The sequence below is a fragment of the Type-C symbiont of Plautia stali genome (assembly GCF_059730935.1).
The window spans coordinates 1777862-1803334 of the sequence record NZ_AP035923.1 but is presented as its reverse complement, the minus strand read 5'-3'; the positions used below and the strand labels follow the sequence as shown (position 1 = coordinate 1803334).

Here is a 25473-nt window from a genome sequence, read left to right as displayed (position 1 = left end):
CCCTTACAAACTTGTGATGAAGTCGTTTACTTTTTTCATTAGGGCGTCATCAACCAGTGAAGAAGTAATTGCCGACAATAGCGCAAAACCAAAGATACCAAGCGGTGTAGCAGTCATAGCGGCAAAGGTGAACACTACCAGAGCTGTAGCCACTTTGCCTGCTGCAATAGCTTCCGCTTTATTAATCACCGCTCCCCATTGACCACTCTCTAAAGCTTTACGAATCTCATTTACCAAATCGCCGTAAGTGATTGCATCACTCACAAGGCCAAGTGATTTGCTATAAGCAAGCAGTCGGCTCGACATGATACTTTGGTCAAGCGAGGCTAAAGCGTTTGAAATTGCCTGACGGTCAGAAGCAGACATCTTAGCGTAGAGCCCCGCCCTTGACTGCTCGAACGCAGCTAAAGCTTGGTCATAATTTCGAATGGTTTTTCCAACCGCATTATTAGCCAGCTCATTAGCCATCTGACCAGCACGAGCACCGAACTTTGCAGTGAGGTCTTTAGTAAAATCAATCGTCATCTGAATGGACGATTGGTATTGCATAAATACCCTTACCAAATCAATAGCGCGTGGAATATGCTGTTTAACAATTTGGTCGGGCCTTTGACTTGTTCCGTGATAATATCCGCTCAAAGCACCAGTCAGAGAATTAGAATCTTTGTTTTTTACTGTGACGCGAATTGTTAAAGTAGGAAATCTAACATCGTACGCCTCAACCGAAGCATTTGCCTGAGGTCGATAGGTGATTGTTGGGTTAGTCTCCTTAACATTTACATTTCGTCCAGCTGCCCGGAATGTGGTGTCATTACCACCGTTCCCACTACTGGTTTTTAATTTATCACCTGTAATTGCTTGAGGACCAGTGCCTACAGCATGGGTTCCCTCAAAGGTCATTTCAACATTGCCGATGGTTTCTGTAATTGAACCGCTTCCCCACACCACGTTAACCGCACCAGCACCGCCACCAGAATTGCCACCACCATTGCCACCGCCGTTACCACGGGGGCTCTCTGAGCCTGGGTTAGACGATGGGCCATTTACTGTCATTGAACCTTGATCATTTGTTCCGCTCATACAATTCCTCTTTGACGTAAAATTCACCAAGAAAACACTGTATAAATAAACAGTGTTATTGAATTGTATAGCCCACACTTTACTTCTGCAATACTGTATAAGGTATTTATTTATATGATTTTTTCGGAATCATTGAGTTCACACGATCCAATAAAAAACCGCCCGAAGGCGGCTTATTTTTTATTCATTACTGCTTTTACCAAGTATATAGCCATCAATTTCTTCAACCTTCACTCGAAGAAATGCATTGTTCATGTCGGACATCCGTCCTGATCCATTATTCTGCGCAACATTCTTTAGGTGTAGAAAATTATTAGGAATTACATAACCATCTTGATCTTCATGCTTTTTGTAGAAAATATCTGCTGTTCCATTAAAGTAATTAGCAATAGATTCTACTAAAGATCCCTCTTGGTAAGAGCCAAAAGACTTAACTAAGCTTTCGTAGTAGGTTTTACCACTGATTATATCACCTGAAATCCACACGCCTTTTACCAGCAAAGTTATCCCCATTTCTACTCCATGAGAATTTGCTATATCTACGAAAAAAAGCAAATCAGCGTCACGGGGCTTGACTGACATTACCGCATCTAACTTTTTTTCATTTTCCATAACCGACTCCATTTCGCAAATGAAGCCATACAATATCCCTAAGATTATTCTTAGTGAAGTAAAATTAATCACTCCAGATTCACAGCGTGGCTAACCGCTATACCTTGTCGGAAAGATTCATCATCGGGCGCACTCTCAAATGCGCCCCGTGATGGTCACTTCGGCAGGCCCGGGATAGTGATTTGCCCATGCTGGTCGATTCGCTCGATTCGTGCCAGCAGTTGAGGTTTCTTCACTCTTCCCCAGCGGTTCAGTAATCGACCTGACATACTCGCCACGTCTTTCTCTTTCATGAACTCAAGCACAGCAGCGTTTCGCTCTGCCTCAAGGTTTGCGACCCCCTGACGAATCATGTCGGTCATCCAGTTGAAAGCGGCGATGTAAGCTTCTTTGAATGCCATTGCAGCCTTGCCGGTAAAGCTGAATACCAGCATCGTCCAGCCATCTCTGGTCATCTGGTAGAAAGGCTGCGGCTTACCGTTCTGTAACTCATTGTTTTCATGGCAAAGCGTAAAATTGCGCTCTGCAAACTCAGTTGAGCATTGACTGATAACGGCGCGAGTTTTGCGCAGCACGTCTTTATGATCTTTCCCAAACGCCAGCGCCACCTTGAAAGTATCAGTTGATGACTCTGCGCCGGTCAGGAATACCAGCTCACGAAAATCCATGCCATTGACTACTGTTGGATATATCATTGCGTTTACCTTTTAGAAAGTGAGCCTGTTCGCACAGAAAAGCCGCCCGAGAGAGGTCGCCACCTATAACGGCAATTCTCAGGCTCGCTTACTGAAAGACTCTCGTTGAGATGCGCTGCGACGCGCGGAGGGTTACTGCAGACGTAAAAAAAGCCACACCATTTCTGGCGCAGCTTTCAATCTTCACAGCTTAAATTATTTTTTGCGGACCGCGTGAGTACTACTTGAGGCACTGCTCTCTGATGTACTGCTGCAGGCCATCTATTTGCTTTCCGGCGAGCTCGATTCTGCTTCTGAGGGTGAAATAATCCCGTTCAGCGGAGTCAGTAAGTCCGGGGCTGGCTGCATCATCCACGCCGGTGGGGGTGGCGGATTGCTTCGTACAGGTCGCGTTGAGCTGCAGCCGGAGCTTGCCAGAAGCAACATCACGCTGAAGCTGATCGATAGTTGCCTGAGCACTGGCTAACTCCTTTGTGTATTTCGCATCAAGAGCAGCAACTGCACGCTGTCGCACCGTCATATCGTCGATGGTCGCATTGGCCAGTTTTAGATCGCCTGTCGCCTTGTCGCGCTGGGCCTTGTAGTCAATGGCATTGCCGCGGTAATACAGAGCAAATCCGCCGGCAGTGATAATGCCTATCAGCAGGCACAACATTAGAGCTGCGATGGCTTTAGATGTCATTTGGGCCATCCGCCAGGCAGAGTGAGCGCTCCATGTCGCGACGGTTCTGCAGCCCTTTCCACTTCATGCCGCCGGCATAGACCCATCGGCGCATTTCTTCACACGCGCCAGCCTGGTCACCGGAGTTAAGCCGCTTAAGCAGCGTCGATTTGGAAAAAGCAGAAGTGCCGACGTTGTAGGTGAAGCTGTAGAGAGCCGCGCGCTGGTATTCGTTCAGCTGAACTTTCACCAGGCCGTCGACCGCTTTCTTGACTGGCTGCAGATCCTGCATGAGCAGTCGGTCGCATTCTCTGTCGGTGTACTTCTTACCCTTAATGATATCGGTACCGGTGTGTCCATCGCAGACAGTCCACACGCCAGCGACATCTTTATAGGGCTCGTATACCCTGCCCTCTACGCCATCTTTACCGCCGAGGAATACCGTGGCGATCGCAATAGCGCCACCGCCCGCAACAGCTATCAGCTTATTGCGAAGGTTGCTGGAAATCGCCATGGACTAATCCTCATCGATGACAGGCGGCTCGGGCCAGCGCTGAAGCGCCTTAATCTGCGCGAGCGTAGCCTTACGCTTGTAATACCAGTTGATACAGAGCGTAATCAGCGCGACCACAATACCGGCCAGCACGCCAACAGCACTCCATTCATCGGGACTTAGTTTGGTTAGCAAACCATTGGCTATTGTCCCGGCAGATGCGCCGTATGCTGCGCCTGAAGCCAGTTTGCTCATATCAATCGCCATACACACCTCCCATTAGGTCGGTGCCGTCTGTAGTCGTAAGAAAAGTGCGCACATCCCGACACAGCAATGAGGGTCTGAATTAGTTTTGGGATGGCGCAAAAAGAAAAGGCCAGCTCTATAGCTGACCTTTGAATAATCTCGAGCACCCTAAAGCGCCTAGATATGTGATTTGATTGTGGAGCGACAGCACGGGGAGCATCGAACTCACCATCTGCTTCTACTTCTTGCAATATCCGCAGCAGCCGTTTTACTCGGTTAAACTACGATACTGTTCTCCACAGACTCAAAGATTACTAATTGTTCATTTTAACTTCAAGGTGCGTTCTGTGGAGAATCCTGAGGCATTCGAACCGAGGTCGCTTGGTTCGAAGCGAGAGATTCTTGGCCGTTATACAAATGAGCCTGAACGAAAAGGCCACTATCAATGCAGCGCCTAGTAAATCTTTATCTGCGGTGCCGGGTGCCTCCCGGTGAGATAGCAAACCCGAAAAAGTCCATCCCGTGCGACATATCAAGCTTTATGCTTATCCGGATTCCACCCCTCCGCATAGGGGGATTCACCGCATTAAGCCCATTATAATTAATAGGAATATTCTTAAGCAATAGCGTGTATAGCGCATCAGCCAGATCGCAGAAAAACAAAAGCCCCAATTTTAATGGGGCTTTCGGCCTGACATGATGAGAGGAATGATTGGACCGTTGAACAGATCACGCCAGGCGATAAATTTTTTATAAAAACAGTTTTGCCTTGTCAAGACCCTGCAAAAACCGATTCTTAAAAACAAAAAAGCCCTCGCAGCTGGTGAGGCCGCAGGGCTTTTTGATTATCACAAAGTGATGGAATTTGTTACCTGCTCAGTTCGCTTTTACGCCCCGAGCTTACGTGAAATATGCCAGGTAACATGCCCTTTGTCTTTAGCTATTTGTGCTCTATTTCTATTTAAGTAGCTAAATTAGGAATCTTCTTCTCCATTTCTCGCTTAATTGCGTAAAACATTTCTCCTTCGAGGATATCCAGCGCCCATTCTGTTCTGTTACGCCCCTCTTTGGTGCTCAAGCCGGTGTGGTAAATCAGGCATGAAGCAATATTTTGCGCGCTCTTGCGTTTGCAGTAGCGTAATCTGGCCATGTTGCGAATCGGATTATCGCGGCCAAACGTTTTCACCATGACGGCCTCAACGAAAGCAGCATCATCAGATTCTTTGGCGAGAGCGATGATGTTGCTTGTTGAGGTTTGAGGCATCAGCAGGTCACGTGCTTTGCGGAATAACTCCTCCCCGCGCAGACCTTCACAGTGAAGCTCTGACACGATTTTCTCAATCTGCTTACCCTTCTGTTCGCTCCATTCGCAGCGCATCATCAGGCGGCCAATGACATTCACCTCGCCGCGGTCATAATCTTCACCGCCGAGGTGCTGGCCCCACAAGGTGAGCAGGTGCCGAATCCATGCCTGTTGCGATCGGTTAATAGTTTTCCATCCTGTGCCGAAAAGCCGGCGCATATCCGCAGCGCTACGAACACCGGCAAGCCTGACGATTTGCTGAAAGTCTCGTTCAATGCGCATGTTTCATCCCCATGATTTTTGCTGTGTGCTTGATGATTCGGTAATCGACCGGGAAGGTATTGCGCGTTCTATACATACGTAGCCTGAGCCACTTCTCTCTGAGGTAATCGGTCATGCTGCCCCCATCTCTGTAATGATGATTTCCAGCCTGCCGCCTTTGACCACTTCGCAGCGAACCATGCGCACGTCATCAATCAGGCTGTCGTCTGCTATGACGCCTGAATGGGTGAGCGAGTCGAGTGGTGCTTTGAAGAGGTTGTCGAGGTCACGCCGGGCGCGTGTAGGTGGATATGCGAGAATTTTTACTTTTAGCCGGCCGGCCAGTTGGTATTGCTGATTTGCTTCGGTGATTTGCTGAGTTACTGCTGCTGTGTATTCCCTTCCCTTTATGCTTTTAATCTTTCGCCCGCGGAACACTGAGAAGAGATGGTTGTTACCGGGTGGCCATGGTAGCTCGATTCGATATTCGTTCATCGCTTCACCTTTCCCTCCCGGAGTAATTCGCTTTGCGTCCTGATTACCCCTTCCAGGTGAGCAATGCGCGCTTCAGTGACATCGCAGCGCCGGGTGCGCCTGTCAATCTCATCATGACAAGCCGAACATGCCCATGCGCCAAACAGGTCGTCTGGCTTCATTCCAGTACCGCAAATTCCAACCATTCGATAGTGCGCCAGAACGACCGTCTCCGGGTTGCCGTTGCAGATTCCCGGCAGCCGAACCTGACATTCTCTGCCGCGGGCTTCATTTCGTAGCCTACCCATGTGTCAGCTCCTTCTGTTGCTCGTTTTCGTGCTGGAAGTCGTGGCCGTCGATTGGCATTAACCAATGGGCCGGACATAGACAGTAGTCATCAAGGACCTTTCCATTACCAAGCGTCACAAAAATCCTTTCGTTATGTATTAACCAGCGCCCTTTTCGTGCATTGCGCATCCTAAATCCTGTTGGGAGCGCTATCGATTCTTCGGGGCTTACGTATCGCAAGGTGTCAACCTGAAGCCGTAAAAGCTCTGTTGGCCCGGCAATAAAAATTGCGTTACCACCTGCTTTTAACTCAGCCATCATCTTCTCCTGTCATGTCGTACGCCGGATCGGCTAGCAGCCAGAAGTCGAGTCACTCGCTGCAGGCATATACTTCCGATGGCTTGAGAGCCATTCCACAGCCAGCGTACGCCAAAGCAGACGGCTCGCCAGCGCCAGTAGGCTGATTTGATTGCAAGTTTTTTTTCATGCTCTTCCCACTCCAGATCGCATTGGCATTCTTCGCAGCTAATTGAGTACCAGTATTTATCTTCACTGGTGAGGATGGTGTGGCAGCGAATGCAGCGCTCATTAGGCATTCTGTTTATCCTTAATTTTTTGGTATTCCGAGTCATGCGGGACGGTCAAGGCTAAACCGAACTGCGCACACCAATGCTCAACCTGATTTAGAAAGAAGTGCATCTCTCCTGTATCGAGGCTGGATGTGTGGCGTGGTTCGTAGGTGGTGGACTTGTCGCCGGTCACGAAGTCGGTATAGGTAACTTCTTCACAGCCGAGGTAAGTGCGCTTCAGGTTGCGCTTCACCCATTCTGGCGTTGCGTCAGAGCGGCCGGATTTGATGAGGTATTCGCTGATTTCACCAAACCACATATGGATAAGGCTGTTTTGTGAGAGGCTTCGTTTTTCTTTCCACGGCTTGAGGGTAAGTCGGTAGCATTCGCCAGATTCGAGCAGATTAAGGATTTGTTGCCCAATGGCGGTGAGGTTAGATTTATGTAGGCGTATGCCCTCTTTGGGTATTTGCATTAGCGTAACCTCGTTCTGTTTCCCTTTTAAACTCAGAGTCGACTATCAGGTCATGGGCTTCGCGGGCTAGTAGGTCAATGGCGCGAAGATGAGACTGGAATTTCTCGGGCGTCAGACCCTCAACCTTTGCCAGATTGATAATCGATTCGGTCAGGTTGCGAGCCTGCCGCAGTAACGGCGTTTCGATGTAGAGCTGAATAACTTGTGTCATGATGCACTCCGTTTCGCCTTCAGTGTGGCACGCAGCAGAGCCACACCTTCAAGTGCCTTTGCGCTGGATGATGGGATGGATAGCTTGAGCAGCTGCTTGCGCGGCTCGGGGATCTGCTCGCCGACCTCAATACGCTGGGACATTTTGCGAAGCTCTGAACGACACTTCACACGTAGCTCTGACTCGCTGAGGTTATAGTCGCGCATCATGCTGTAGAGGCCTGTGACCATCCAGTATTCAGCGTTGCTCTGCCAGGGGTATTGTTCTGCTGACGCATAGTCACCGCGTTTGGCGCAGTACGTCATGACAAGCGAATACAGCGAGTCTTCATCCGGCAGGCCTGCAGCCAGGGATGCGCCCTTCTTGCACCAAGCGATAAATTCACCAGGCGATGGCAGGAACGGTGAACCGCTGGCGCGCGCCTCTCGCATGCCGGCCGAAAGCTGCTGCCGGTTATGGATGCCGTTCTCAGCAAAGGCGGCGACCCACTGTCGCTTTGCTGCTGCTTCATCGCTCGGGTTCTTCCAGGCTGTGCTGACCGATGCCGGGAATACCTGCTTCAGGTTGGAGAACAGCGCGTCTACCAGCCTTTCCACGTCTTCGTGAACTCCACGGTCAACCGGCTGCGGGCCGTCTCCTGCTATGCGAGCCAGAGCGCCAGCATCACGGTTATGAACTGCTGATACGAGATTTCTCATAGGAATTCATTCTCCCAGGATTCGCGGCTGTTCCAGTGCTTGGCGGGTTGCTGTGGCACGGTCTGCCGGTTTCGCCCTGGCTGACTCATCTGCGCCCGGAGCGTGTCCCACTTGGCGCGGAGTTTTGCAGGGCTGAGGATATTGGTCTGCCAGAAGTGATCGGCGTTAGCCCACTTGAAGGTTTCGCAGATATCGTGATGCGTTGCCTCAAGGGCTCCTCTCATCAGGCGGATGTCGTTAGCCCAAGCGGGCCAGTTGGGTTGTTTTGCAGTCGGGGTGACCATCTGCACTTTGCTGAATATCCACTCTGCAGCCTTAAGGTCATCCGCAGTTCCCCACTTATCGCCTCTCGGTGAATGGGTTGCTGCCTCAGTACGAATATGCGGAAGGTTCTTCAGGGTGAGGTCGGAGGATTCGCCAGAATTCTCTGACGTATGTTTAATGTCTTTCTTGTCTTTTGTAATAGTGTCTTTTGTGTGTCCCTGTTTTGGTGACACCTCTGTCACCGCTTTGGTGACACTTTTTGTCACTGATTTGGTGACAGTGACACCGTCTTGGTGACACTCTGGAATTTTCCAGTCAGCGAGGTTCTTGTTTGGGCCGATTAACATGCCCTCCCGGACAAGAACACACATCTGAATTAATTCGTTTTTTGCCTTGTTCACCTTCTGTCTTGGCAGTCTGGTGAGTTGGCTAATCTGGCTGTCAGCAATGCGATCCATCTTTTTGTTGAAGCCGTATGTTTTCCGGCAAACAGCATGCGCAACCTTCGCCTGATTCCTGGTCAAGTTGGCCCCTATCAGCTCTTCGTACAGCTCGTTTGCCAGACGAGTATATCCATCGTCTGTGTCTGCCACGCGTTGCTCCACGGCCCTGAGAGCGGGCCTGATTGGTGTTACGTTTGATAGGGCAAGGCTCATGTTGCCTCCCCGTGCTCTGTTGTATCACCCAGCACCCAGCGCAATGCAGCGGCATAATCGCCGGTAGCTTCAGCCAGGGCTTTCGTGATTTCTCTGCGAGTCTTCATGCGTGGCTTGTCTGTGCCCATAACCTGGCGCTGCCTGCGGGATTTTTCATGCCCTGTGGCACCTTCTCCTGCCAACTGCAGTTGCGCTACTTTTTCACGCTGCTCATCGGGAGGGAGGTCGGCCAGCTGGCGCGCGGTGGTGGCATTGATAACACCCGACTCGACTGCTTGCTGAACCGCCTGGGTACATTCCAGAAGAGCCAAAGTGTCACGGACGGTTTTAACCGTGCACCCGAACATCAGCGCAAGGTCTTCTTCGTCATGCCCGCGGTCGAGATGACCGGACATTTTCTTGGCCCGGCCAAGAGGCGTATCAGCCTGCCGGATCTCGTTCTCGCTGTCGCGATAACCAGACATTCGAACGGCAGATCCACGTTTAACGACGCCAGGAACCTGTAGTGGCTCTTTGCCCTCGGCCAGCAATCTGATATTCGCTTCAAGGGTATGACGAACCCGCTGGCGACCTGCGACAACACAGGTCAGTCCCGTTTCGGGATCTTTCCACACCATGATCGGCTGAAGAACGCCGTATTCCATAATGTTCAGCACCATCGACTCTTCGAGTGGAAGGTGAATGCGTTCATCGTAAAGTGGATGAGATATATCGGTGATGAGATGCAGTGATTCCGGCACAAACATCAGCAAGTTTGTCTGGCCGCTAGCGCCGTATGCATCTTTTGAAGATTTAGCCATGGGCTGCGGCCCCTTTTATTGAAATTACTGTGTATTTGGACATATAATTACCCCTGTGATTTGATCCAGTCATTTCGCATCAGGCCTCAAAGCTGTTAGCGCAGCTCGGGGCTTTTTCTTTGGTGAGAATGTTCGCCACCTGTCTGGCTAAGTGCGCCATCTCGTCATCGACGACACCCCATTCCAGCACCGCAAGCAGCATTGAGAACTTCGGCAGCCAGTCGCGTTTCCAGCGGCTTATCTGCGCTTTATCGACGCCCATTGCAGCGGCAGTCTTCTCTGTGCCAATCAGTGCGATCTTGTTGAGTAAGGCGCTTTCAATTCTCATCGCCTCGTTGCGTTTGTTTGCGCGTTCCATTTCGTAGAATTCCTTTGTTGAATAAGTAATTGCGCGACAGCCGTATGGCGGTCACGTAGTTGAATCGTTTGTTTGATTTGCTCGCTTTTCAGCGACGTAGGACTGTATGTCCGTTTTTAGAGAGCGGTTAATAATCAAGCAGCGAGAAGATTTTTACGGCTTAAATCCAATAAATCCTTAGCCTGAATTTTCCCGTTGGAAATCTCTTGAATTGTTAATGCGTATTGTGTTTTCCCAAAAAATTCTGTCTTGGGGAGAAATCCGTTTTTAAGCCACTTATAGACGGCCCTTTCACTGACTCCGCAAGCCTTAGCTACTTCGGGAATGCCGATAAATTTGATCGGCTCATCTAGGTTATGCATGGGCCTTCCTCTTTCGTACTTTCAGTACGCATATTAGATGAACTGAAAGTTTTTGCAACTGGTTTACTATCGTACTCATGGTTCAAAGAGATAAATTGCGCGAAGAATTTTCCAAGAGGCTGGCGCAGGCCTCACGCCGTGCAAAGTTAGATGAGCATGGTCGTGGAATAGCCATCGCAAGAGCGCTTGGCGTCACATCTAAAGCAGTCAGCAAATGGTTCAATGCTGAGGCTATGCCACGGCAAGATAAAATGAATGAGCTTGCTAATTATCTGGATGTGAGTCCCTTTTGGTTACAGCATGGTGCTGTTGGTCTGCATGCCGACTCTTTAAAGAGTAAATATGAGGGCGAAAAGTCCAACGACGATAATAAAGGGATTGCTACAAACATCTCTAACCCAATCCCCTACTCCCGTGGAGTGCGATATCCAGTCTTGAGTAGGGTGCAGGCCGGCGCGTGGGCTGAAGCGTGCGAACCCTATACTCTTAAAGATATCGACTTATGGCTTGAGTCTGACGCGCATACACAAGGCGATGCGTTCTGGCTTGAAGTTGAAGGCGATTCAATGACCGCCCCCATGGGTCTCAGTATTCCTGAAGGTACGTTTGTACTGTTTGATACCGGGCGCGAAGCAGTGAATGGAAGCTTGGTTGTGGCAAAACTCACTGACGACAACGAAGCTACTTTCAAGAAGCTCATCATCGACGGCAGCCAAAAGTATCTCAAAGGCCTAAACCCACAATGGCCGATGGTACCGGTTAATGGAAACTGCAAGGTAATAGGTGTAGCGATCGAGACGAAGATGCGGCTTGTTTAAGGCTCGACAGCAGGAGGAGACTTTTAGCTAAGGAGATGGCATGTCAGTTTTTGCGAAGATAGCGATTCCAATGTTCTGCATTGCGTTCGCGATGTTCTATTTAGCACGCAAGAAGCGGGACAAAAATTACCTTATACCTGGATTTGTTCTATTCTCTGCTGGATTAGTGAATGCTGTAATCGCGATTACTTTATGAGCAATAAACTAGCGCTACTATTCATGCGAGAACGACTAAACCTTAGTCCTTGGGAGCCGACACCCATTGAGGGTCTTCGCCGAATCGCAGATAAATGCAGGCGGGACGAAATCGCAGAGATACACATCAGATTACGGTATTTTCAGGCAGAGAGAGAGATGACGCCCGAATGGGATGGCGACACTCAGGACGACATCTGGAAAACTAGTCATGAACTCCGTCAGATACTCAAGCTGATACCTAAAAACTAAGAGCCCGCCAGCGAGCGGGCTTTCTTATGCATGAAATTATTTCTCTAGTAAATTCAACCCCATAAACCAAATGTACGATATTTGATTAATATTTCGTACCTATGGTACTTGATTTAATCGTACTTTAGGTTCAATATCATCCGTATCAGCAGGACGCTGGCGCAATACGAAACGGATAGCACGCTCTTTTTACAACGGTGACGGATCACCTACGTGGCTGAAAAGCCAGTTAGTACCAAAGCGTGAGTTTTGGGATGGGGAATTGCAGCCCACCGAGGCAAGCCGAAGATAAGCACCGGCAACCATCGCCAAAATTCACTCAGGAGGTATCTATGACACGCAGAACTCAATTCACTGGTTCAGCTGCAGGTCGTCGCCGGGAACGTCGTGCGCACCTCCAGAGCGAAGTCAGCAGCAGTTCAGAGGTAATGCACCGCCCTATTCCAAATCGTGTGGCGCTGCAGTGCAAACGACCAGCAGCAGATCGCGTTGTGAAAGCAGTCGACACAGAGACCGAGTATCATAAGCAGATTCTGGCGGGTGCGGCGAAGTATGTGGGAGGAGATATTGAAAGCGGGGTTTGTATGCCAAAAGTATTTCTTTATCAGGCTGGTTTTAGGAGCAGTAGAAAGGATTCAGTGCACACCACTAAATGAAGAAAGAGTTCGGGAGGGGTCGCCACCCCTTATTCTCCCTTACGATCTATTTAAGCGAATACCTGATAGATAAGCCAAGCAAACATCACTAGGTGATAGATAGCCTGTAAAAGCATAATCGTCATGTTTAACCCCTTTAGTTAGGGGCAAGGTCTTTCCAGTGACCCATCCGGTATAACTCGCGCTGGAAACCCTCCTTCCAGAGGAATTGCCAAGTGAAGGTCGAAGTGTTGGCCACCCCGCGAGCTATACTTTCTTCGAGTTCGCTGTTTTAACTATTAAGTTAAAACTGTTGACTTCGAATAAAGGCATACGGACGTTTCTTCACCGCATTCCAAAGGACATACAAACAATACCAGAATAATCCTATTTGTAAATATCTATTCGCCAAGTGCAGTTTCTTATCGGCTATCGCAAATCAAAAGACATCGTAACGGCACGTTAACCAAACACGCCCTTGACAGACGGTGTCTTTGTCATCTTGAACTCATTCTTACATTGGGGGCAGTAATGAATAAAAAATCCACCTGCTGTTGTCCTTTGTACGCTAGGTTGAAGTATCGATATTATCTTATTGCTGTAGCAATGAGCGCAAAGGTAGTGAGGTTTAACAACCTCATCGGAAGTAAGCTTAGAGCGATACACTGTCGATCCACCTTCCGTGGTGTGAAGATCGTAATTCTCGGCCTTCACAGCAAACATCTCGATTTTTGCCTTTTCTTCTCGAAGATTCACTGTGACCTCTCTCTCGGACTGATAAAGGCCAGAGAGTTCCGCATTGAGCATCTGAAGGGCGGTGATTTTTTCTGACAACTCACCAGCAGCCTTATTAATGATTGATTGGTCATGGCTTTCTTTGATCACTTTCAACAATTCGAATGCCTGCCTAGCAGCAGCAACACCAGACATAATGTCCATATTTGATATCTCAACACTGTAGGGGTGCTGAAATATTACAACGATTCTCGCTGTAGGGGTATGGCGCGAACCACCTCGCCTGATGTGGTTAAAAGCGGGCACAAATCAATCAACGTAGCCCGCGCAACATCAGCGCCTAGTCTGCGTGAGAAGCATGAGAGTGGCAGTGCATGTTTGCCAGACGTAGCGAAATACGCAGCTGGCTATCGCAAATCAAAAGGCATCATAACGGCGAGGTAATCAATATGGCACTTGACCACGGCATGTTAAATGTCCCGCTGGATAAGCGCGGCAACTTCCATAAGGAACTGGACGAGCATCTGGCAGCAGAGAAGCGCCGCAAAGAGGATGAGACATTCGTCAGGAAGACGGCCTTCAACGATGCCAAGTCACAGGCGCAGCATCTTTACCTGAAGCTGGATAACGACCTGGTGAAAGCCGAAGCTAAACGCCGCGGCATGAAGCTGAGCGAGTTCAGGGAAGTTCTGAAAGACATCAGAGACTTCAGGCCAAAGCAGGCGCCAGTAGCGTTTGCACCATTCATCACGGCTGCCTAACCCGCAGCCTTTTTTATTGGCTGTTCACCCAGCGTGGACGCAGCAGAGATTAAGAGAGGTGAGTATGGAAGGATTTAAGGGTACGCCTGGGCCGTGGACTGCTGTCGAAAAATACGCAGATGAGCCACTAAACGTAGTTGATAGCAACGGATTCAAGGTCGTCTCAGCTGAGAGATTTGCCATCTTGGATGGTTGGGATGAGCAAGGCTTTCCCCATTGGGGGGAAGACGGTGGCCATAGAGAACTGCCTGCCGAGGAATGCGTTGCGAACTCCAGATTGATAGCCGCAGCACCCGAGCTTCTTGAGGCGCTTCAGTGCCTGAAGCGAGAGCTTGTCCTATCCGATGTGGACCTTGCTTATATCGAGTCGCATTTCAGACCTCATATTGACAGAGCTCGTGCCGCCATTGCCAAGGCGCTGGGCCAGTAACAGCTGACAGCACTCACTTGCGCCGGCAGCGCTCAGAACACTTCTTCACTTCATCCCAGCACTTTTCCCACTTCTTTCGCCATGTGAAAGGCCGTCCACAAACGGTGCAGACCTTTGTTGGGAGTTCGCTTTTCTTCATGACGCACCTGAGGGGGAGAGTGATGTGGAGAGATTATTTTAGCTGATACAGCAGCGCAATGCCTTCACTGAGGGCATTTCGGTGCTAGTCACCACCGCTTAAGAGTCGAGCCCTTGAGCAACAAAGAGAACGTTACATCCCTTAAGCCCGGCGCAATGCTGGGCTCTTTTTTTCAACACCGACCAATTAACCAATTTCAGGAGTTACCCATGCAATTCGCAACTGCTGGGGCTGCCCATCTGGGTAGCTCCTCATTAAACACATCTGTATCAAACCAGTTCGCTTTCAAATTAACCGGCGCTGACGTTATGCACTGGCAGCCAAAGAGTCGCTTACAGCAGCTGTGGGAGCGTCTCGTTCAGGTCGTATCACAGCCGGGGAATCCTCAATGAGCCAGCGGCAGGTTAAGCAATACCAGCGCAATCAGGATGAAGCTGACCGGCAGAAGATGCTGGAGAAAACGAAGGATTTCACATTCATCAACCTGATGCTGAAGGCTATCGGCATGGGAGAGCGCAAATGAACGACATGACGCCAGAAGTTGAGATGCAGATAAGCAAGTTCGCCAGGTTGTCATACGTCGCCAGCGCGCTGATGTACCGCAAGTCAGGCGATCGCATGCGCATGAAGATAGAGCTGAACATGGCTAAGTGCGAAAAGCTGAAACAGAAATATTTCATCGGGCCATGCCCGTTCTGAGGTTTTTATGGAAACAAAAAAGGTTTATCAGGCGATCAGCGCAGTTGCGAAAGAAATGGCTGAGAAAGGTATCAGCAAGGATCGAAAAAACGTCCAGCAGGGATTCCAGTTTCGGGGCATAGACCAGGTTTATAACGCGCTGGCTCCAGCGCTGGCTAAGAATGGCCTGGTCATTCTTCCGCGCATCACAGAGCGCACGGTAACTGAGCGAGCCACGCAAAAAGGCGGCGTGTTGTTTTACGTTGTGGTTAAGGCTGAGTTCGATTTCGTTGCCACAGAAGACGGTAGCGTTCACACCGTTACGACATATGGTGAAGCCATGGATAGCGGCGACAAGGCCACCAACAAAGCCATGTCCATCGCCTATAAGTACGCAGCGTTTCAGGCGTTCTGCATCCCAACGGAAGAAACTGCAGTTGATCCAGATGCTGAAGTTCACCATGTGGCACCACAACCAAAATCCAAACCTGCACCTGATGCAGCGCTGATCGCATTCACTGAAGCAGCGATGAAGAAGGCAACACTGGAAGAACTGAAGCAGGCATTCGCTAAAGCGTGGCAGATGCTCGACGGAACACCAGAGCAGGCCAAAGCGAAGGAAGTCTACGAAATCAGGAAATCAGAACTGGAAGGAGCAGCAGCATAATGCCCATCAATACGATCACAATCTCAGGCAATGTCGGGAAAGACGCTGTGTTGCGCGTCACCCCAAACGGTAAGCACATTGCCACCTTCTCACTCCCAGCTAAATCAGGCTTTGGCGAGAATGAAAAAACATCATGGCTGCAGTGCAAGATGTTCGGCGCTATGGCTGAGAAGCTTCATCAGAGCATCTTAAAAGGCGCAAAGGTAACGGTAACTGGTTCATTCGTGAACGAGGAGTGGACGCGTGACGATGGCACTAAGGCATCATCACCGACCATCCTGGTTAGCGACATAGACCTGCCCCCGCGCAATCAGGGAAACGCACCATCGAATCAGCCGCAACCTCGTGGGCAATCTACCGCGCCTGACCAGTACGATCCGGATATCCCATTCTGATTTAACCCACCAATAAGGCCACCACTATGACATCACCGGTAAATCCGGCGCCTTTCGCACGCCTGAATGCAGCCGATGCGGAGATAGCCAGAAGGAAGCAGGAAGTGCTGAGTGGCGTCATGGCGGCCTTAGCAGCACACAAAGAGGGAAAGGATCACCCTCGCCTGCTCACGCCAGCAAGGAAGGCAGAGCTGAAGGAAATTGACCGGCTCCGGCGTATAGCGATGGAAACGTCGAAGATGCCGCCGCTACCGCGAATCATCGTCACCCGACCGGTTGATGAATGGCGCGATTACACAACAGAACGTCGCGGCCGTTTTGGTGCCGTGATTCAGGAATGACGCTGGCATTTACCCGGTCGGCATTGAATAAGGGGATTCATAGATGAGCAATTACTACGTGTCAGGATGCAAAGGTCAGGATGATGACATTGTCACCTGCGATGATAGCGAAGCGGAGTTCTGGACTATTTACCGTCGAGATTCAATGGGATTGAGTCAGGGACTGGTAGATTTCACATTCAGGGAAGACGCTGAAGCAGCAATGAAAGTTTACGAAGAGCGTGAGGCGCTGCAGCAGCAACTCAGCGCCACCACTAACTCCCTAACCAACGCACAGGAAGCGCTTAAATCAGCAGGGATTGAATCTGATACGGTGCAGGCGGGAGTGATGGAACTGGTGAGCAGGATGAATCAGGTAGTGGCTAAAGGAAAGGAATTGGCCGAAGAGGCAGCTTATGTATATGGGAAATATAACGACGAAATGGCGCCTGATATGGTTTGCGATGGGCAGACAATTCAGGAGTTTTTTGACGTAGCCAACAGCACCAAAACAACTGACACTTGCCTGAACGCGGTGCGGGCGGAAGGTGCTGACAAGGTTGCAGAATACCATTTCGTCAGAATCGACGCGCTTAAAGAAGTGAGCCGGCAAGGCTACCTGTTCCATAAGGCGGCCTATTCTGATGCTGTCAGCGTGGCAAACCTTCTCCGCGCCGGCAATGCTGGTAAGGATGGCAGCCATGAATAATTTCCCGGCTATGACTGAGGCGCAGCGGCAGGAGCTGATTGAACGACTGCTTCATTTTCGCAAAGACATTCAAGTCGCACGCGATGCCAACATGCAAACCGAGGCAGACGAGAGCGATGATTTGATTGCGCAAATCGCCCTCGCGACTCTTACGGCGGAGCCGGTTGCTGTTTTGTACTCATCTGGTGAAGTTTTAACAAAGGAAGAGTGCGCAGACCAAAGAGTGTTTGAGATTTGTTGTCGCGTCGAAACACCACTCTTTCCCTCCCCGCCAGCGCCGGTGCTGCGGGCGCCGGATGGGTGGAAGCTAGTACCTGAAAATGCTACCGGACAGATGGTTAGCGCATGGCGAGATGCAATCCATAACAACGCAAGTATTGAAGGTGCATTTTTTAGAATGGTAGATGCTGCACCACTCCCACCACCACCGGAGGCCAGCAATGAGCAATGAAATCAGCAACGAGCGGCTGGAGATGATTTCCAAGTACGACACCTTCGTGTCGCTTGGGGGGGCGGAGGCAATGGCGAAGGAGCTGCTGGCGCTGCGTAAAATCCGAGATGGTTGGAAGCTGGTGCCGGTTGAGCCGACCAAAGAAATGCTGGAAGAAATATGGCTGGATGAGCGCTTTAAAGAGGTAGCGATGAAGCGTAGATATCAGGCATTGTTAGCCGCAGCGCCGGAGCCACCATGCTAATCGGCTTCGTACTCATCCTCTCATCAGGCTTTCCCGTCTCTGAGCGCATATGGGAGACAAAGGAAGCCTGCGAATCCATCAAAGAGCGAATACTGCAGCGCCGGCCAATGGCGCAGCTTGAGTGCTCACCTGTTTACCGATAGCCGCGATATACTCCGTTCAGGAGGAATCGCCATGTCACGAAAACCTATAAATTTATTTTTGATGTATGCATTAACGTTGTTGCCAGTTTCTTTTGCGTACTCGTTTGTCATCCGCGACGCCAAAAATAATTTGGATTGTGAATTCTCAGTGAATGAGTATGGTTTCGCTCAGTCCGAAGAAGCGGCCCCTAAGGGTTCAGGTCTATGTTGGAGAAAGGAAATTGTGGACAAAGCGGACCAATATGTTAAGGAGAACAGGTTGCAATATGTAAAGCCCAAATCAAATTTCGACATTGCAGTTGATATGGCAAGGGCTTGTAATTTAGGTGGCGAAGGTTCCGTAACAGGAGATTATCGCGAGTCAGCCAATAAATACCTGGATATAATTTCAAGATACTCCGGGAATTATGACGCAATTACAAAGCTTAATCAGGCCTACGATTATGGTAGGCTCAGCGCCAAATCCCCCAGGGATTGCGCAAATTACGTAATGGGAAAATAGATAATTCGCAATTGAACAGACCTCGCTACGGCGGGGTTTTTTATTGCCTAAAATCTGGAGAATCACTATGTGTGCAGACCCTATTGATGATGCAGCAGAGCTGGAACTACTCAACACGCAAATCGCACTGGCGAATCGGGAGAAGCCTGAGCCGCGGTCGCCGGTATGTCGGAACGCAGACTGCGGCCAGCCATCGCTGGAAGGTAGCAGTTACTGCTGTCGTGAGTGCTGCGAGGACCATGCCCGGGAGCTGTGGGCGCAGCGACACAGAAAGGTGGCATGACGCCTGCAACAGAAAACGCGTTAAGGGCCGTAGCGCGTAAGTGCAGAACGGAAATACTTGCAGCCATTGATGGCAAGCCCAAATCAGAACACGACCGAATCATCACCATCCTTCTTGATAAGTACGCCAAAACAATCAACTGCCTGCCGCCTAATACGTTCCGGCCTAAAGCCTGGCTGGTTCATTACGTGCGTCAGATTGAAAAGGAGATGCGACAGTGAAAGAAATTCCTTCACGTCAAATGGCTGTGGTTGGCACGAATAAAGAGACCGGCGAGCAGGTGTATTTCCGCTCAGCATATTACGCGCCGGGCTTTCATCGGTCCGGAATTAAAGAAGCAATCAGTGGCCGCGCTAAATCACATCGCGGCTATACATGGCGTTATGCAACAAAGAAAGAGCGCGAGCAGCACGCCAGCCACTAATCCCCCACACCATTAACCTTTATCGCGCTCTGCGTGAGGAGTTGTTATGTCTGATTTGGCAATGAAAGTTTTGGAATGGCAATCAAAGGGCCATGTGGGAGTCAGCTCTGCAACCATGGCCTCCATTGCGCTGGGAATGAAAAAGAACTTCTATCACTCTCATTTTGTCGCGCCATCTGACCCTGCTGACCTTAATAGGTGCATGAAGCTGGTTCAGTTCATCCCTGAGATAAAAGACAGCTTTCCGCTAATAGCTTCGGAATGCCCTCGATTTGCTCCCATCATCCAGCATTGGGATGAGCTAACGCGCTTGCTTAGGAAAGAGCTTAAGAGGACTGACAAGCGCGCACCTGAAACCTACGCCCGCATGAAAGAGCTGCTGGAGCGATGAGCACCCTCCCGACCCTGTCACCAGGCGATATCACACTGTGGATCGCCTTTTTTATTGCCCTGATTATTGCGTGGCGATGGCCGCCAAAGGAGTAGAGATGAGTCTTGATGTAATGCCCATTTCAGCATACTGCCAAACCACTGGTGAATCCGAGGAAGCCATTAACAAACGGATACAAAGGAAGGTCTGGAAGATGGGTGTGCACGTATTAAAAGTGGACGGCGTCCGGGAGCGATGGATTGATACAGAAGAGGTGAACCGATGGGCAAGAAGCAGCAAGGATCCGCTTTACCGCGCGGAATAACGATTCGGCGCCATAAGGCTGGAGAAACGCTACAGCTGACATTCACGCTTAATGGCGTTCTGTGCAGGGAGCCGTTATCAGGAATGGAAGTGAATGCGAGAAACATTAAGTATGCCGAGCGGTATCTGGGAGAGATTCAGAACCGCATCGCATCGGGGGATTTTAACTACCAGCAATACTTCCCCCGATCGAAAAAGGCCACTCTGTTTGGTCATCAGAAAAAGAAAAAAACGGTAAAGGACTACCTGGAGGAATATCTGGTTATCAGCGAGAACCGGAACTTGTCACCATCAACATTAGACGGATATCGCAAGTGTCTGCGGGCCCTGAAAGCGCTTCATAAAATTCACGTTACGGAGTTAACGCCGGCAGCGCTCAAAGGATGGGTGTCTAACCAGAAGACGAAGCTGAAGACCATCAGAAACCGGCTGTCGTTTTTGCGAAGCGCCATTCATGAAGCGGTGACGGATGGGCTAATCAGTGATAACCCTGTCGCTCATATCAGCGCAGCGCGTTATTTCTCGGTGGAGCATGGGAACACCGAAGAGTACGAAGTTGATCCGTTTACGCCTTCTGAAATCAGCATTATCTATATGCACTGCCACTTCCCCCAGTGGAAGGCAACTTTTCAGTTTGCTTTCAACACAGGCGTGCGCCCTTCTGAGCTCTGCGCTTTGCGGTGGCGGGATATAGACTTTGAGAAGAAAACGGCCTTTGTTCAGAACGCCGTAGTGGAAGGAGTGGAGAAATCTACGAAGACGCGCGCCGGCACAAGAAAGATAGATTTGAACGAAGAGGCGATTGCTGCCCTGAATATTCAGAAGCAGTTTACGCAGCTGAAGAGCGAATTCGTTTTCGAAGACCCGCGCACCGGAGAGCCATGGGCTGGTTCTGACGCTATCAGACAAAAGGCGTGGCGCATCATCATGCGTGATTCAAAGCTCAGGTATCGAAACCCGTATCAGACACGTCACACCTTCGCAACGATGCACATCAGCTCAGGGGCCAACCTTTTCTGGCTATGCAAGCAAATGGGGCATAAAGGCCCGGATATGTTGTTCAGAAACTACGGCTCATACCTGGTTGATTACGATGGGCACCTGTCGAGGCCGACGATCAAAACCGGCAGCGAATAACGGAGTAATTTGCAGAAAAATGCACGTGTAGTGCACGTGGAAAAGGATCCTTTTATGAAAACATTTAATATCAGTTATTTACGAACAAATAGACGCGGGTTCGAATCCCCCCCTCACCGCCATCATTTATATAAAAGTGCCCAGTTAATAGCTGGGCATTTTTATTTGTATATTCTCCCGACCTGGGGGGGATGAGAATCCCCGATTGGGGGTTCGACAACTGGCGCATGCCAGTTGGACAGCGGAGCCTGCGACGCTGCCCGCAGGGTGAGCGAAGCGAATCAATCCCCCCCTCACCGCCATCATTTATATAAAAGTGCCCAGTTAATAGCTGGGCATTTTTATTTGTATATTCTCCAGGCGTGGGGGGATGAGAATCCCCGATTGGGGGTTCGACAACTGGCGCATGCCAGTTGGACAGCGGAGCCTGCGACGCTGCCCGCAGGGTGAGCGAAGCGAATCAATCCCCTCTACCATTTGTAACAAGACTTCAGGCGGACGAAACCGTTTGTGAATTGATTACAGAAACACAGACCTACAAAATCAGCAAAAAAATGCACGTTAAATGCACGTGCACTTTGATGCCATGAAAGCCTCTGACTATCGACAGAAGCTTTTCATTTTTATTCTCCTTGCAGCACCGACTCCGCGATCTGGCGACCCCGCTACCTCATTTGATGCCACAATACATCACAAATCTGCCCACCAACTCTGCACACTCACCGCTTTTGTGCCACAGGACGCATAATCGAAAGATCCCCTTTCGCTGCAATATCGCGTGGGCAGCGGACCGTGTACTCTTACCGGAAATTCTGCAGGGTATCCTTTTCATCCACTGATGATGTCTTTGAATTAAGAGGGAATGCGCTATGACCAGACTGAAAAAGCACCGGCCTTGTTCCGGCCACTCTTTTCGCTGTCTAATGAGGCGGACGAACCATTGCCTGACGGGAGAGCATTAACATGGCCGTTCAGTCAAACGTATCCCATATTCTTAACGAACTCGCGCACAACGCCCGGCAGATAGACGAGAGCCAGGCGCAGGCATTGATCGCACATATTCGCAGCGCGAAACACATTTTCCTGCAGGGTGCCGGGCGCAGCGGTATTGCTATCCGCGCGTTCGCTAACCGTCTGTTGCATTTGGGTTTCTCTGTCAGCATGGTCGGTGAAATCTCGTCACCCCACTCCAGACCTGGCGATTTATTGATTATTGGTTCTGGCAGTGGCGAAACCGCGAGCCTGAAAGCGCTGGCGCTGAACGCCGTTGAGCGCGGTGTCGATGTGGCGCTGATTACCCTGAAAGCAGATTCAGGCATCGGCAGACTGGCCAAATGCGTGTTGGTGTTACCCGGCACCGTTAAAACCGATAACGCACGCAGCGCCGAACGATTCTCGCAGCCAATGGGCTCGGCCTTTGAGCAGCTTTGCTTCATCACCTGTGACGCCATGGTGCTTGAAATCATGCATCAGTGCGGTGAAACCAGCGAGAGCATGTTCAGCCGCCATGCGGATTTCGAATAACAGCATAACGCTTTTCCCGAACGTCGCTGATTTATACCCGGCAAATCTGACACCGAAACCCTGTGTGGTGATACGGTATCGCCGCTGATACGGGTGTGCAGGTTAGATAAGTTATTCTGTTTATATTTAAGCGTAATTGATTTCCCTGATGCCGGACTCAGTTATTGATGTGGATAAGGCCACGCATGATCGAGGCCGGTTGATGACAGGATGCCTGTGACGGCCAGCCAGGCGATCACCAGCGTGAAGACAATAATTGCTGTAATTTCAATTGATTTAATCCAATGACGCTTAGCCATAAATACCCCTTCTCAGTTCAGGTGTTTGTACACGCTTCTCTGAAGATAAGATGTTACCGGTAAAGCGCAAGCGTTGAACACATCATGAAACATAAAGCACAGCTTATTGATTATTTGCGGCGCGAAAATTTGGCATAGCCGTTTGCCAGTCTGCTGGCGTACCGGTGCATCCGGGTTTTTCGTGGGGTGAGTGATATTATCCTTCAGACGCTGCGTGCACCGGGCTGACCGCATCCGTTGCCGCTAACCCATTTTTGTGACGCACAATATCCGCCATGATTGCCAGCGCGATTTCCGCCGGGGTTTTGCTGCCGATATCCAGCCCAACCGGTGCGTGAATGCGCTGCAACTGCGCCGGCGTCAGCTCCGCAATCGCGCTCAGGCGCGCTTTGCGTTTTGCGCTGTTGCGCTGCGAGCCCATCGCACCGAGATAAAATGCCGGCAGATTGACCGCTTCCATCATGGTGAGATCATCAATACGCGCATCATGCGTCAGCGAGAGGATCGCCGTGGCGACATGACAGCCCTCGCGTTCCAGATACACTGCCGGAAACTGCTGCACCAGTTTGACGTCCGGCGCCAGTTCGGCCGCCATATTGCTCAGCACCTCTTCACGGTGTTCACAGACGATGGTTTCGAATCCCAGCGCCAGCGCGAAGTTGGCACAGTAAACGGCGACGCTGGAGAGTCCGGCAAGGATCAGGCGCGGCGCGGCACTCAGGGTCAGAACGATTTCGCTGTCAGTGACCTGGGTACGGGTGCGCCGGGTATAAGGCGCCGGTTCGAGCGCGTGACACGGCTGCGGCAGCGTCAGGCGTTTGGTGATGGCTCGCGCGCCGGTCAGCGCATCCTCCAGCTGCTGTAAGTAGCGCAGCGTGGCGGCACCTGCAGGCAACCATTCGACCAGAATATCCAGTACGCCGCCGCACGGCAGCGCGCGGTCAGGCGTGTCGCCCCCCTCACCGTAACGCACCCGTTGACTGGCGGCAGAGAACGCCTGCTGCTGAACGCGGGTGATAAAATTCTCCTCGACGCAGCCGCCGGAAAGGGAACCGCTATAGCGCCCATCGGCGCGAATCACCATCATCGCGCCCGGCGGGCGCGGCGATGAGCCGTATGTGCTGAGCACGGTACACAGCCACACCGGCTGCGCTTCCGCCCACTGCTGCGCCATCCTTACCACCTGCACATCAAGAGAGTGCATGACTTTCTCCGCTCATCGTTTCCGCCCTTTTTCTTCCCGTAAGCATAGCAATGAAAAACCCGGCCGCAGCCGGGTTGAGATTAGCTATTTTTTCAAGGTTAACTGTAAGCATGCAGCGTGCGCTGGCACAGTGCCGAGCGAACGCAGTCGTCTTTACCGAAACGCACCACGCCAATCATCTCATCCTCTTCGAAGCGCGCCAGCGCATCGGCAAGGCCAGATTTGACGCTGACGGGCAGGTCGCACTGGGTAATATCACCGTTGACAATCACGGTGACGTTTTCGCCCAGGCGGGTCAGGAACATCTTCATCTGCGCAGCGGTGACGTTTTGCGCCTCATCCAGAATCACCACCGCATTCTCAAAGGTACGTCCGCGCATATAAGCGAAGGGCGCGATCTCTACCTTGGCGATTTCGGGTCGCAGGCAGTACTGCATAAAGGAAGCGCCGAGACGTTTAACCAGAACGTCGTAAACCGGTCGGAAATAGGGGGCGAATTTCTCGGAGATGTCTCCTGGCAGGAAACCGAGATCTTCATCCGCCTGTAAAACCGGGCGCGTCACAATGATCCTTTCGATGTCCTTATTGATCAGGGCCTCGGCTGCTTTCGCAGCGCTGATCCAGGTTTTACCGCAGCCGGCTTCACCGGTCGCGAATATCAGCTGTTTCGTTTCTATGGCGTTAAGATAGTGCGCCTGAGCATCGTTTCTGGCCTCAATTGGTGACCGGTCACGCACATCGCGCGCCATGCCAATTGCATCCAGCCCACCCATCTGCACCAGCGAAGTGACCGATTCTTCTTCACGCTGACGATGACTGCGAGAGTCACTGCGAAGCACTCGGCGGGCTTCACGACGCGCTTTGATCACTGCTTTCTGTCTTCCCATAGTGGCACCTTACAGTTGGTTTCATTTATCGCGGCGGATCACCCGCGGCGATGATTTGAACGCTTTAGAGGTTTTGTTGGCTTCCTTGTAAGCCGTATCGAGCCAGTGAGAAAAGTGTGCAACAACGCCGAAACGCTGCCGCGCACCGGTAAACATCGGAAAAGAATTCGAAGGCGATTAAAGAAAAGTGAAGAGGATTCTCACGCGGGAGGCAATCCCCCGCAGCGTACTGCGCTAGCTGAAGTGTATTTAACTGTCCGTATAAGGACCGGGCCATGCGCGAACTCCAGTGGACTTAGCCACACAACTGACGACGCTATGACTAAAGTTCATCATATTTCCGCCGATTTGCAACAATATTTTTACTTTACGGCAAAGAAAACCCGCGTGGCGCTGCATCAGCCCGGTGCGCTTAAATTAAATTAATATTAATATTCAGCA

The 25473-nt window shown here is 50.7% G+C and carries 43 protein-coding genes and 1 other RNA gene; 21 read left to right on the top strand and 23 right to left on the bottom strand.

Going from position 1 to position 25473, the window contains the following annotated elements:
• Positions 1-3 precede the first annotated feature (3 nt).
• From AC6I7J_RS08385 to AC6I7J_RS08300, 18 genes are all read right to left on the bottom strand, one after another.
• The gene (locus AC6I7J_RS08385) at positions 4-1080 is read right to left on the bottom strand and encodes a colicin-like pore-forming protein (RefSeq protein WP_498007132.1); all 1077 of its coding nucleotides are present in this window, start codon (positions 1078-1080) and stop codon (positions 4-6) included.
• Positions 1081-1260: 180 nt separating this feature from the next.
• The gene (locus AC6I7J_RS08380; RefSeq protein ID WP_498007131.1) at positions 1261-1692 is read right to left on the bottom strand and encodes a GvpU-like protein; all 432 of its coding nucleotides are present in this window, start codon (positions 1690-1692) and stop codon (positions 1261-1263) included.
• Positions 1693-1847: 155 nt separating this feature from the next.
• Positions 1848-2387 carry a Rha family transcriptional regulator gene (locus tag AC6I7J_RS08375; protein ID WP_498007130.1) on the bottom strand — a complete coding sequence of 180 codons (540 nt, stop codon included), beginning with the start codon at positions 2385-2387 and terminating at the stop codon, positions 1848-1850.
• A 220-nt stretch (positions 2388-2607) separates the two neighbouring features.
• A complete protein-coding gene (locus AC6I7J_RS08370; RefSeq protein ID WP_498007129.1) occupies positions 2608-3069 on the bottom strand; it encodes a lysis protein in 462 nt (153 codons plus the stop codon).
• A complete protein-coding gene (locus AC6I7J_RS08365) occupies positions 3059-3562 on the bottom strand; it encodes a lysozyme (RefSeq protein WP_082678661.1) in 504 nt (167 codons plus the stop codon). Before AC6I7J_RS08365 ends, AC6I7J_RS08370 begins: the two co-directional genes overlap by 11 nt.
• A gap of 3 nt (positions 3563-3565) precedes the next feature.
• A complete protein-coding gene (locus AC6I7J_RS08360; protein ID WP_059010141.1) occupies positions 3566-3808 on the bottom strand; it encodes a phage holin in 243 nt (80 codons plus the stop codon).
• A 940-nt stretch (positions 3809-4748) separates the two neighbouring features.
• Complete coding sequence (locus tag AC6I7J_RS08355) at positions 4749-5372, bottom strand: hypothetical protein (protein ID WP_498007128.1); 624 nt, start codon at positions 5370-5372, stop codon at positions 4749-4751.
• The gene (locus AC6I7J_RS08350) at positions 5362-5448 is read right to left on the bottom strand and encodes a hypothetical protein (protein ID WP_497999286.1); all 87 of its coding nucleotides are present in this window, start codon (positions 5446-5448) and stop codon (positions 5362-5364) included. The genes AC6I7J_RS08355 and AC6I7J_RS08350 overlap by 11 nt, the downstream gene beginning before the upstream one ends.
• 35 nt (positions 5449-5483) lie before the next feature.
• Positions 5484-5846 (bottom strand): RusA family crossover junction endodeoxyribonuclease, encoded by a 363-nt coding sequence (locus tag AC6I7J_RS08345; protein WP_498007127.1) that lies wholly within the window; start codon positions 5844-5846, stop codon positions 5484-5486.
• The gene (locus tag AC6I7J_RS08340; RefSeq protein ID WP_498007126.1) at positions 5843-6133 is read right to left on the bottom strand and encodes a DUF1364 domain-containing protein; all 291 of its coding nucleotides are present in this window, start codon (positions 6131-6133) and stop codon (positions 5843-5845) included. Before AC6I7J_RS08340 ends, AC6I7J_RS08345 begins: the two co-directional genes overlap by 4 nt.
• Positions 6126-6434, bottom strand: a complete 309-nt coding sequence (locus AC6I7J_RS08335; RefSeq protein ID WP_498007125.1) for a hypothetical protein — start codon at positions 6432-6434, stop codon at positions 6126-6128. Before AC6I7J_RS08335 ends, AC6I7J_RS08340 begins: the two co-directional genes overlap by 8 nt.
• A 267-nt stretch (positions 6435-6701) precedes the next feature.
• Positions 6702-7157: a YbcN family protein gene (locus AC6I7J_RS08330; protein WP_498007124.1), complete on the bottom strand. Its 456-nt coding sequence runs from the start codon at positions 7155-7157 to the stop codon at positions 6702-6704.
• Positions 7123-7368 carry a hypothetical protein gene (locus AC6I7J_RS08325; RefSeq protein ID WP_498007123.1) on the bottom strand — a complete coding sequence of 82 codons (246 nt, stop codon included), beginning with the start codon at positions 7366-7368 and terminating at the stop codon, positions 7123-7125. Before AC6I7J_RS08325 ends, AC6I7J_RS08330 begins: the two co-directional genes overlap by 35 nt.
• Positions 7365-8066, bottom strand: a complete 702-nt coding sequence (locus AC6I7J_RS08320) for a replication protein P (RefSeq protein WP_498007122.1) — start codon at positions 8064-8066, stop codon at positions 7365-7367. The genes AC6I7J_RS08325 and AC6I7J_RS08320 overlap by 4 nt, the downstream gene beginning before the upstream one ends.
• Positions 8063-8986 carry a replication protein gene (locus AC6I7J_RS08315; RefSeq protein WP_498007121.1) on the bottom strand — a complete coding sequence of 308 codons (924 nt, stop codon included), beginning with the start codon at positions 8984-8986 and terminating at the stop codon, positions 8063-8065. The genes AC6I7J_RS08320 and AC6I7J_RS08315 overlap by 4 nt, the downstream gene beginning before the upstream one ends.
• Positions 8983-9786: a ParB/RepB/Spo0J family partition protein gene (locus tag AC6I7J_RS08310; RefSeq protein ID WP_498007120.1), complete on the bottom strand. Its 804-nt coding sequence runs from the start codon at positions 9784-9786 to the stop codon at positions 8983-8985. Before AC6I7J_RS08310 ends, AC6I7J_RS08315 begins: the two co-directional genes overlap by 4 nt.
• A 79-nt stretch (positions 9787-9865) precedes the next feature.
• On the bottom strand, positions 9866-10144 hold the full coding sequence (locus AC6I7J_RS08305) for a CII family transcriptional regulator (RefSeq protein WP_282954525.1): 279 nt from the start codon (positions 10142-10144) through the stop codon (positions 9866-9868).
• Positions 10145-10278: 134 nt separating this feature from the next.
• Positions 10279-10506, bottom strand: a complete 228-nt coding sequence (locus tag AC6I7J_RS08300) for a helix-turn-helix domain-containing protein (protein ID WP_136546063.1) — start codon at positions 10504-10506, stop codon at positions 10279-10281.
• A gap of 77 nt (positions 10507-10583) precedes the next feature.
• On the opposite strand from AC6I7J_RS08300, the gene AC6I7J_RS08295 reads away from it, so the two are divergent.
• Positions 10584-11324 (top strand): LexA family protein, encoded by a 741-nt coding sequence (locus tag AC6I7J_RS08295; RefSeq protein ID WP_498007119.1) that lies wholly within the window; start codon positions 10584-10586, stop codon positions 11322-11324.
• 779 nt (positions 11325-12103) lie between these two features.
• Positions 12104-12427, top strand: a complete 324-nt coding sequence (locus tag AC6I7J_RS08290) for a transcriptional antitermination N peptide (protein ID WP_498007118.1) — start codon at positions 12104-12106, stop codon at positions 12425-12427.
• A 441-nt stretch (positions 12428-12868) separates the two neighbouring features.
• On the opposite strand, the gene AC6I7J_RS08285 is transcribed toward AC6I7J_RS08290, so the two are convergent.
• Entirely contained in the window at positions 12869-13345 is a 477-nt protein-coding gene (locus AC6I7J_RS08285; protein ID WP_498007117.1) for a hypothetical protein, read from the bottom strand.
• 60 nt (positions 13346-13405) lie between these two features.
• Between AC6I7J_RS08285 and AC6I7J_RS08280 the strand changes: the two genes are divergently transcribed.
• The 3 genes from AC6I7J_RS08280 to AC6I7J_RS08270 all read left to right on the top strand — a co-directional run bounded on the left by AC6I7J_RS08280 (position 13406) and on the right by AC6I7J_RS08270 (position 14332).
• Positions 13406-13585: a transcriptional antitermination N peptide gene (locus AC6I7J_RS08280; RefSeq protein ID WP_498007116.1), complete on the top strand. Its 180-nt coding sequence runs from the start codon at positions 13406-13408 to the stop codon at positions 13583-13585.
• A 5-nt stretch (positions 13586-13590) separates the two neighbouring features.
• Complete coding sequence (locus AC6I7J_RS08275) at positions 13591-13902, top strand: hypothetical protein (protein ID WP_498007115.1); 312 nt, start codon at positions 13591-13593, stop codon at positions 13900-13902.
• Positions 13903-13966: 64 nt separating this feature from the next.
• On the top strand, positions 13967-14332 hold the full coding sequence (locus AC6I7J_RS08270; RefSeq protein ID WP_498007114.1) for an XkdD/Y8K6 family phage-associated protein: 366 nt from the start codon (positions 13967-13969) through the stop codon (positions 14330-14332).
• Between the two features lie 13 nt (positions 14333-14345).
• Here AC6I7J_RS08270 and AC6I7J_RS08265 read toward each other — a convergent pair whose 3' ends face one another.
• A complete protein-coding gene (locus tag AC6I7J_RS08265) occupies positions 14346-14471 on the bottom strand; it encodes a DUF2256 domain-containing protein (RefSeq protein WP_262264182.1) in 126 nt (41 codons plus the stop codon).
• 388 nt (positions 14472-14859) lie between these two features.
• Here AC6I7J_RS08265 and AC6I7J_RS08260 point away from each other — a divergent pair, with 388 nt between their 5' ends.
• The 16 genes from AC6I7J_RS08260 (at position 14860) to hxlB (ending at position 22642) form a co-directional block, all read left to right on the top strand.
• Entirely contained in the window at positions 14860-14994 is a 135-nt protein-coding gene (locus tag AC6I7J_RS08260; RefSeq protein WP_498007113.1) for a hypothetical protein, read from the top strand.
• Entirely contained in the window at positions 14991-15170 is a 180-nt protein-coding gene (locus AC6I7J_RS08255; protein ID WP_498007112.1) for a hypothetical protein, read from the top strand. Before AC6I7J_RS08260 ends, AC6I7J_RS08255 begins: the two co-directional genes overlap by 4 nt.
• 7 nt (positions 15171-15177) lie before the next feature.
• Positions 15178-15816 carry an ERF family protein gene (locus tag AC6I7J_RS08250; RefSeq protein ID WP_498007111.1) on the top strand — a complete coding sequence of 213 codons (639 nt, stop codon included), beginning with the start codon at positions 15178-15180 and terminating at the stop codon, positions 15814-15816.
• On the top strand, positions 15816-16211 hold the full coding sequence (locus AC6I7J_RS08245) for a single-stranded DNA-binding protein (RefSeq protein WP_498007110.1): 396 nt from the start codon (positions 15816-15818) through the stop codon (positions 16209-16211). The genes AC6I7J_RS08250 and AC6I7J_RS08245 overlap by 1 nt, the downstream gene beginning before the upstream one ends.
• Positions 16212-16237: 26 nt before the next feature.
• Positions 16238-16552 carry a hypothetical protein gene (locus AC6I7J_RS08240; protein WP_498007109.1) on the top strand — a complete coding sequence of 105 codons (315 nt, stop codon included), beginning with the start codon at positions 16238-16240 and terminating at the stop codon, positions 16550-16552.
• Positions 16553-16595: 43 nt separating this feature from the next.
• The gene (locus AC6I7J_RS08235) at positions 16596-17240 is read left to right on the top strand and encodes a hypothetical protein (protein WP_498007108.1); all 645 of its coding nucleotides are present in this window, start codon (positions 16596-16598) and stop codon (positions 17238-17240) included.
• Positions 17233-17691: a hypothetical protein gene (locus tag AC6I7J_RS08230; protein ID WP_498007107.1), complete on the top strand. Its 459-nt coding sequence runs from the start codon at positions 17233-17235 to the stop codon at positions 17689-17691. Before AC6I7J_RS08235 ends, AC6I7J_RS08230 begins: the two co-directional genes overlap by 8 nt.
• Positions 17681-17935 carry a hypothetical protein gene (locus AC6I7J_RS08225; RefSeq protein ID WP_498007106.1) on the top strand — a complete coding sequence of 85 codons (255 nt, stop codon included), beginning with the start codon at positions 17681-17683 and terminating at the stop codon, positions 17933-17935. The genes AC6I7J_RS08230 and AC6I7J_RS08225 overlap by 11 nt, the downstream gene beginning before the upstream one ends.
• 174 nt (positions 17936-18109) lie before the next feature.
• Positions 18110-18580, top strand: coding sequence for a hypothetical protein (locus AC6I7J_RS08220; protein ID WP_498007105.1), 471 nt, complete (start codon positions 18110-18112; stop codon positions 18578-18580).
• A gap of 279 nt (positions 18581-18859) precedes the next feature.
• Positions 18860-19084 carry a hypothetical protein gene (locus AC6I7J_RS08215; RefSeq protein ID WP_498007104.1) on the top strand — a complete coding sequence of 75 codons (225 nt, stop codon included), beginning with the start codon at positions 18860-18862 and terminating at the stop codon, positions 19082-19084.
• Positions 19081-19287 (top strand): hypothetical protein, encoded by a 207-nt coding sequence (locus tag AC6I7J_RS08210; RefSeq protein WP_498007103.1) that lies wholly within the window; start codon positions 19081-19083, stop codon positions 19285-19287. The genes AC6I7J_RS08215 and AC6I7J_RS08210 overlap by 4 nt, the downstream gene beginning before the upstream one ends.
• A 46-nt stretch (positions 19288-19333) precedes the next feature.
• Positions 19334-19678, top strand: a complete 345-nt coding sequence (locus AC6I7J_RS08205; protein WP_498007102.1) for a hypothetical protein — start codon at positions 19334-19336, stop codon at positions 19676-19678.
• Positions 19679-19775: 97 nt separating this feature from the next.
• On the top strand, positions 19776-19982 hold the full coding sequence (locus AC6I7J_RS08200; RefSeq protein ID WP_349844384.1) for an excisionase: 207 nt from the start codon (positions 19776-19778) through the stop codon (positions 19980-19982).
• A complete protein-coding gene (locus AC6I7J_RS08195; RefSeq protein WP_498007101.1) occupies positions 19940-21118 on the top strand; it encodes an Arm DNA-binding domain-containing protein in 1179 nt (392 codons plus the stop codon). Before AC6I7J_RS08200 ends, AC6I7J_RS08195 begins: the two co-directional genes overlap by 43 nt.
• 170 nt (positions 21119-21288) lie before the next feature.
• Positions 21289-21420, top strand: a non-coding RNA gene (locus tag AC6I7J_RS08190) — RtT sRNA.
• A gap of 661 nt (positions 21421-22081) precedes the next feature.
• Entirely contained in the window at positions 22082-22642 is a 561-nt protein-coding gene (gene hxlB / locus AC6I7J_RS08185; RefSeq protein WP_498007100.1) for a 6-phospho-3-hexuloisomerase, read from the top strand.
• A gap of 161 nt (positions 22643-22803) precedes the next feature.
• Here hxlB and AC6I7J_RS08180 read toward each other — a convergent pair whose 3' ends face one another.
• The 3 genes from AC6I7J_RS08180 to phoH all read right to left on the bottom strand — a co-directional run bounded on the left by AC6I7J_RS08180 (position 22804) and on the right by phoH (position 25032).
• Positions 22804-22941, bottom strand: coding sequence for a hypothetical protein (locus AC6I7J_RS08180; RefSeq protein WP_264239912.1), 138 nt, complete (start codon positions 22939-22941; stop codon positions 22804-22806).
• A 196-nt stretch (positions 22942-23137) separates the two neighbouring features.
• On the bottom strand, positions 23138-24145 hold the full coding sequence (locus AC6I7J_RS08175; RefSeq protein WP_498007099.1) for an XdhC family protein: 1008 nt from the start codon (positions 24143-24145) through the stop codon (positions 23138-23140).
• Between the two features lie 98 nt (positions 24146-24243).
• Positions 24244-25032 carry a phosphate starvation-inducible protein PhoH gene (phoH, locus tag AC6I7J_RS08170; RefSeq protein WP_127834262.1) on the bottom strand — a complete coding sequence of 263 codons (789 nt, stop codon included), beginning with the start codon at positions 25030-25032 and terminating at the stop codon, positions 24244-24246.
• Positions 25033-25473: the final 441 nt, after the last annotated feature.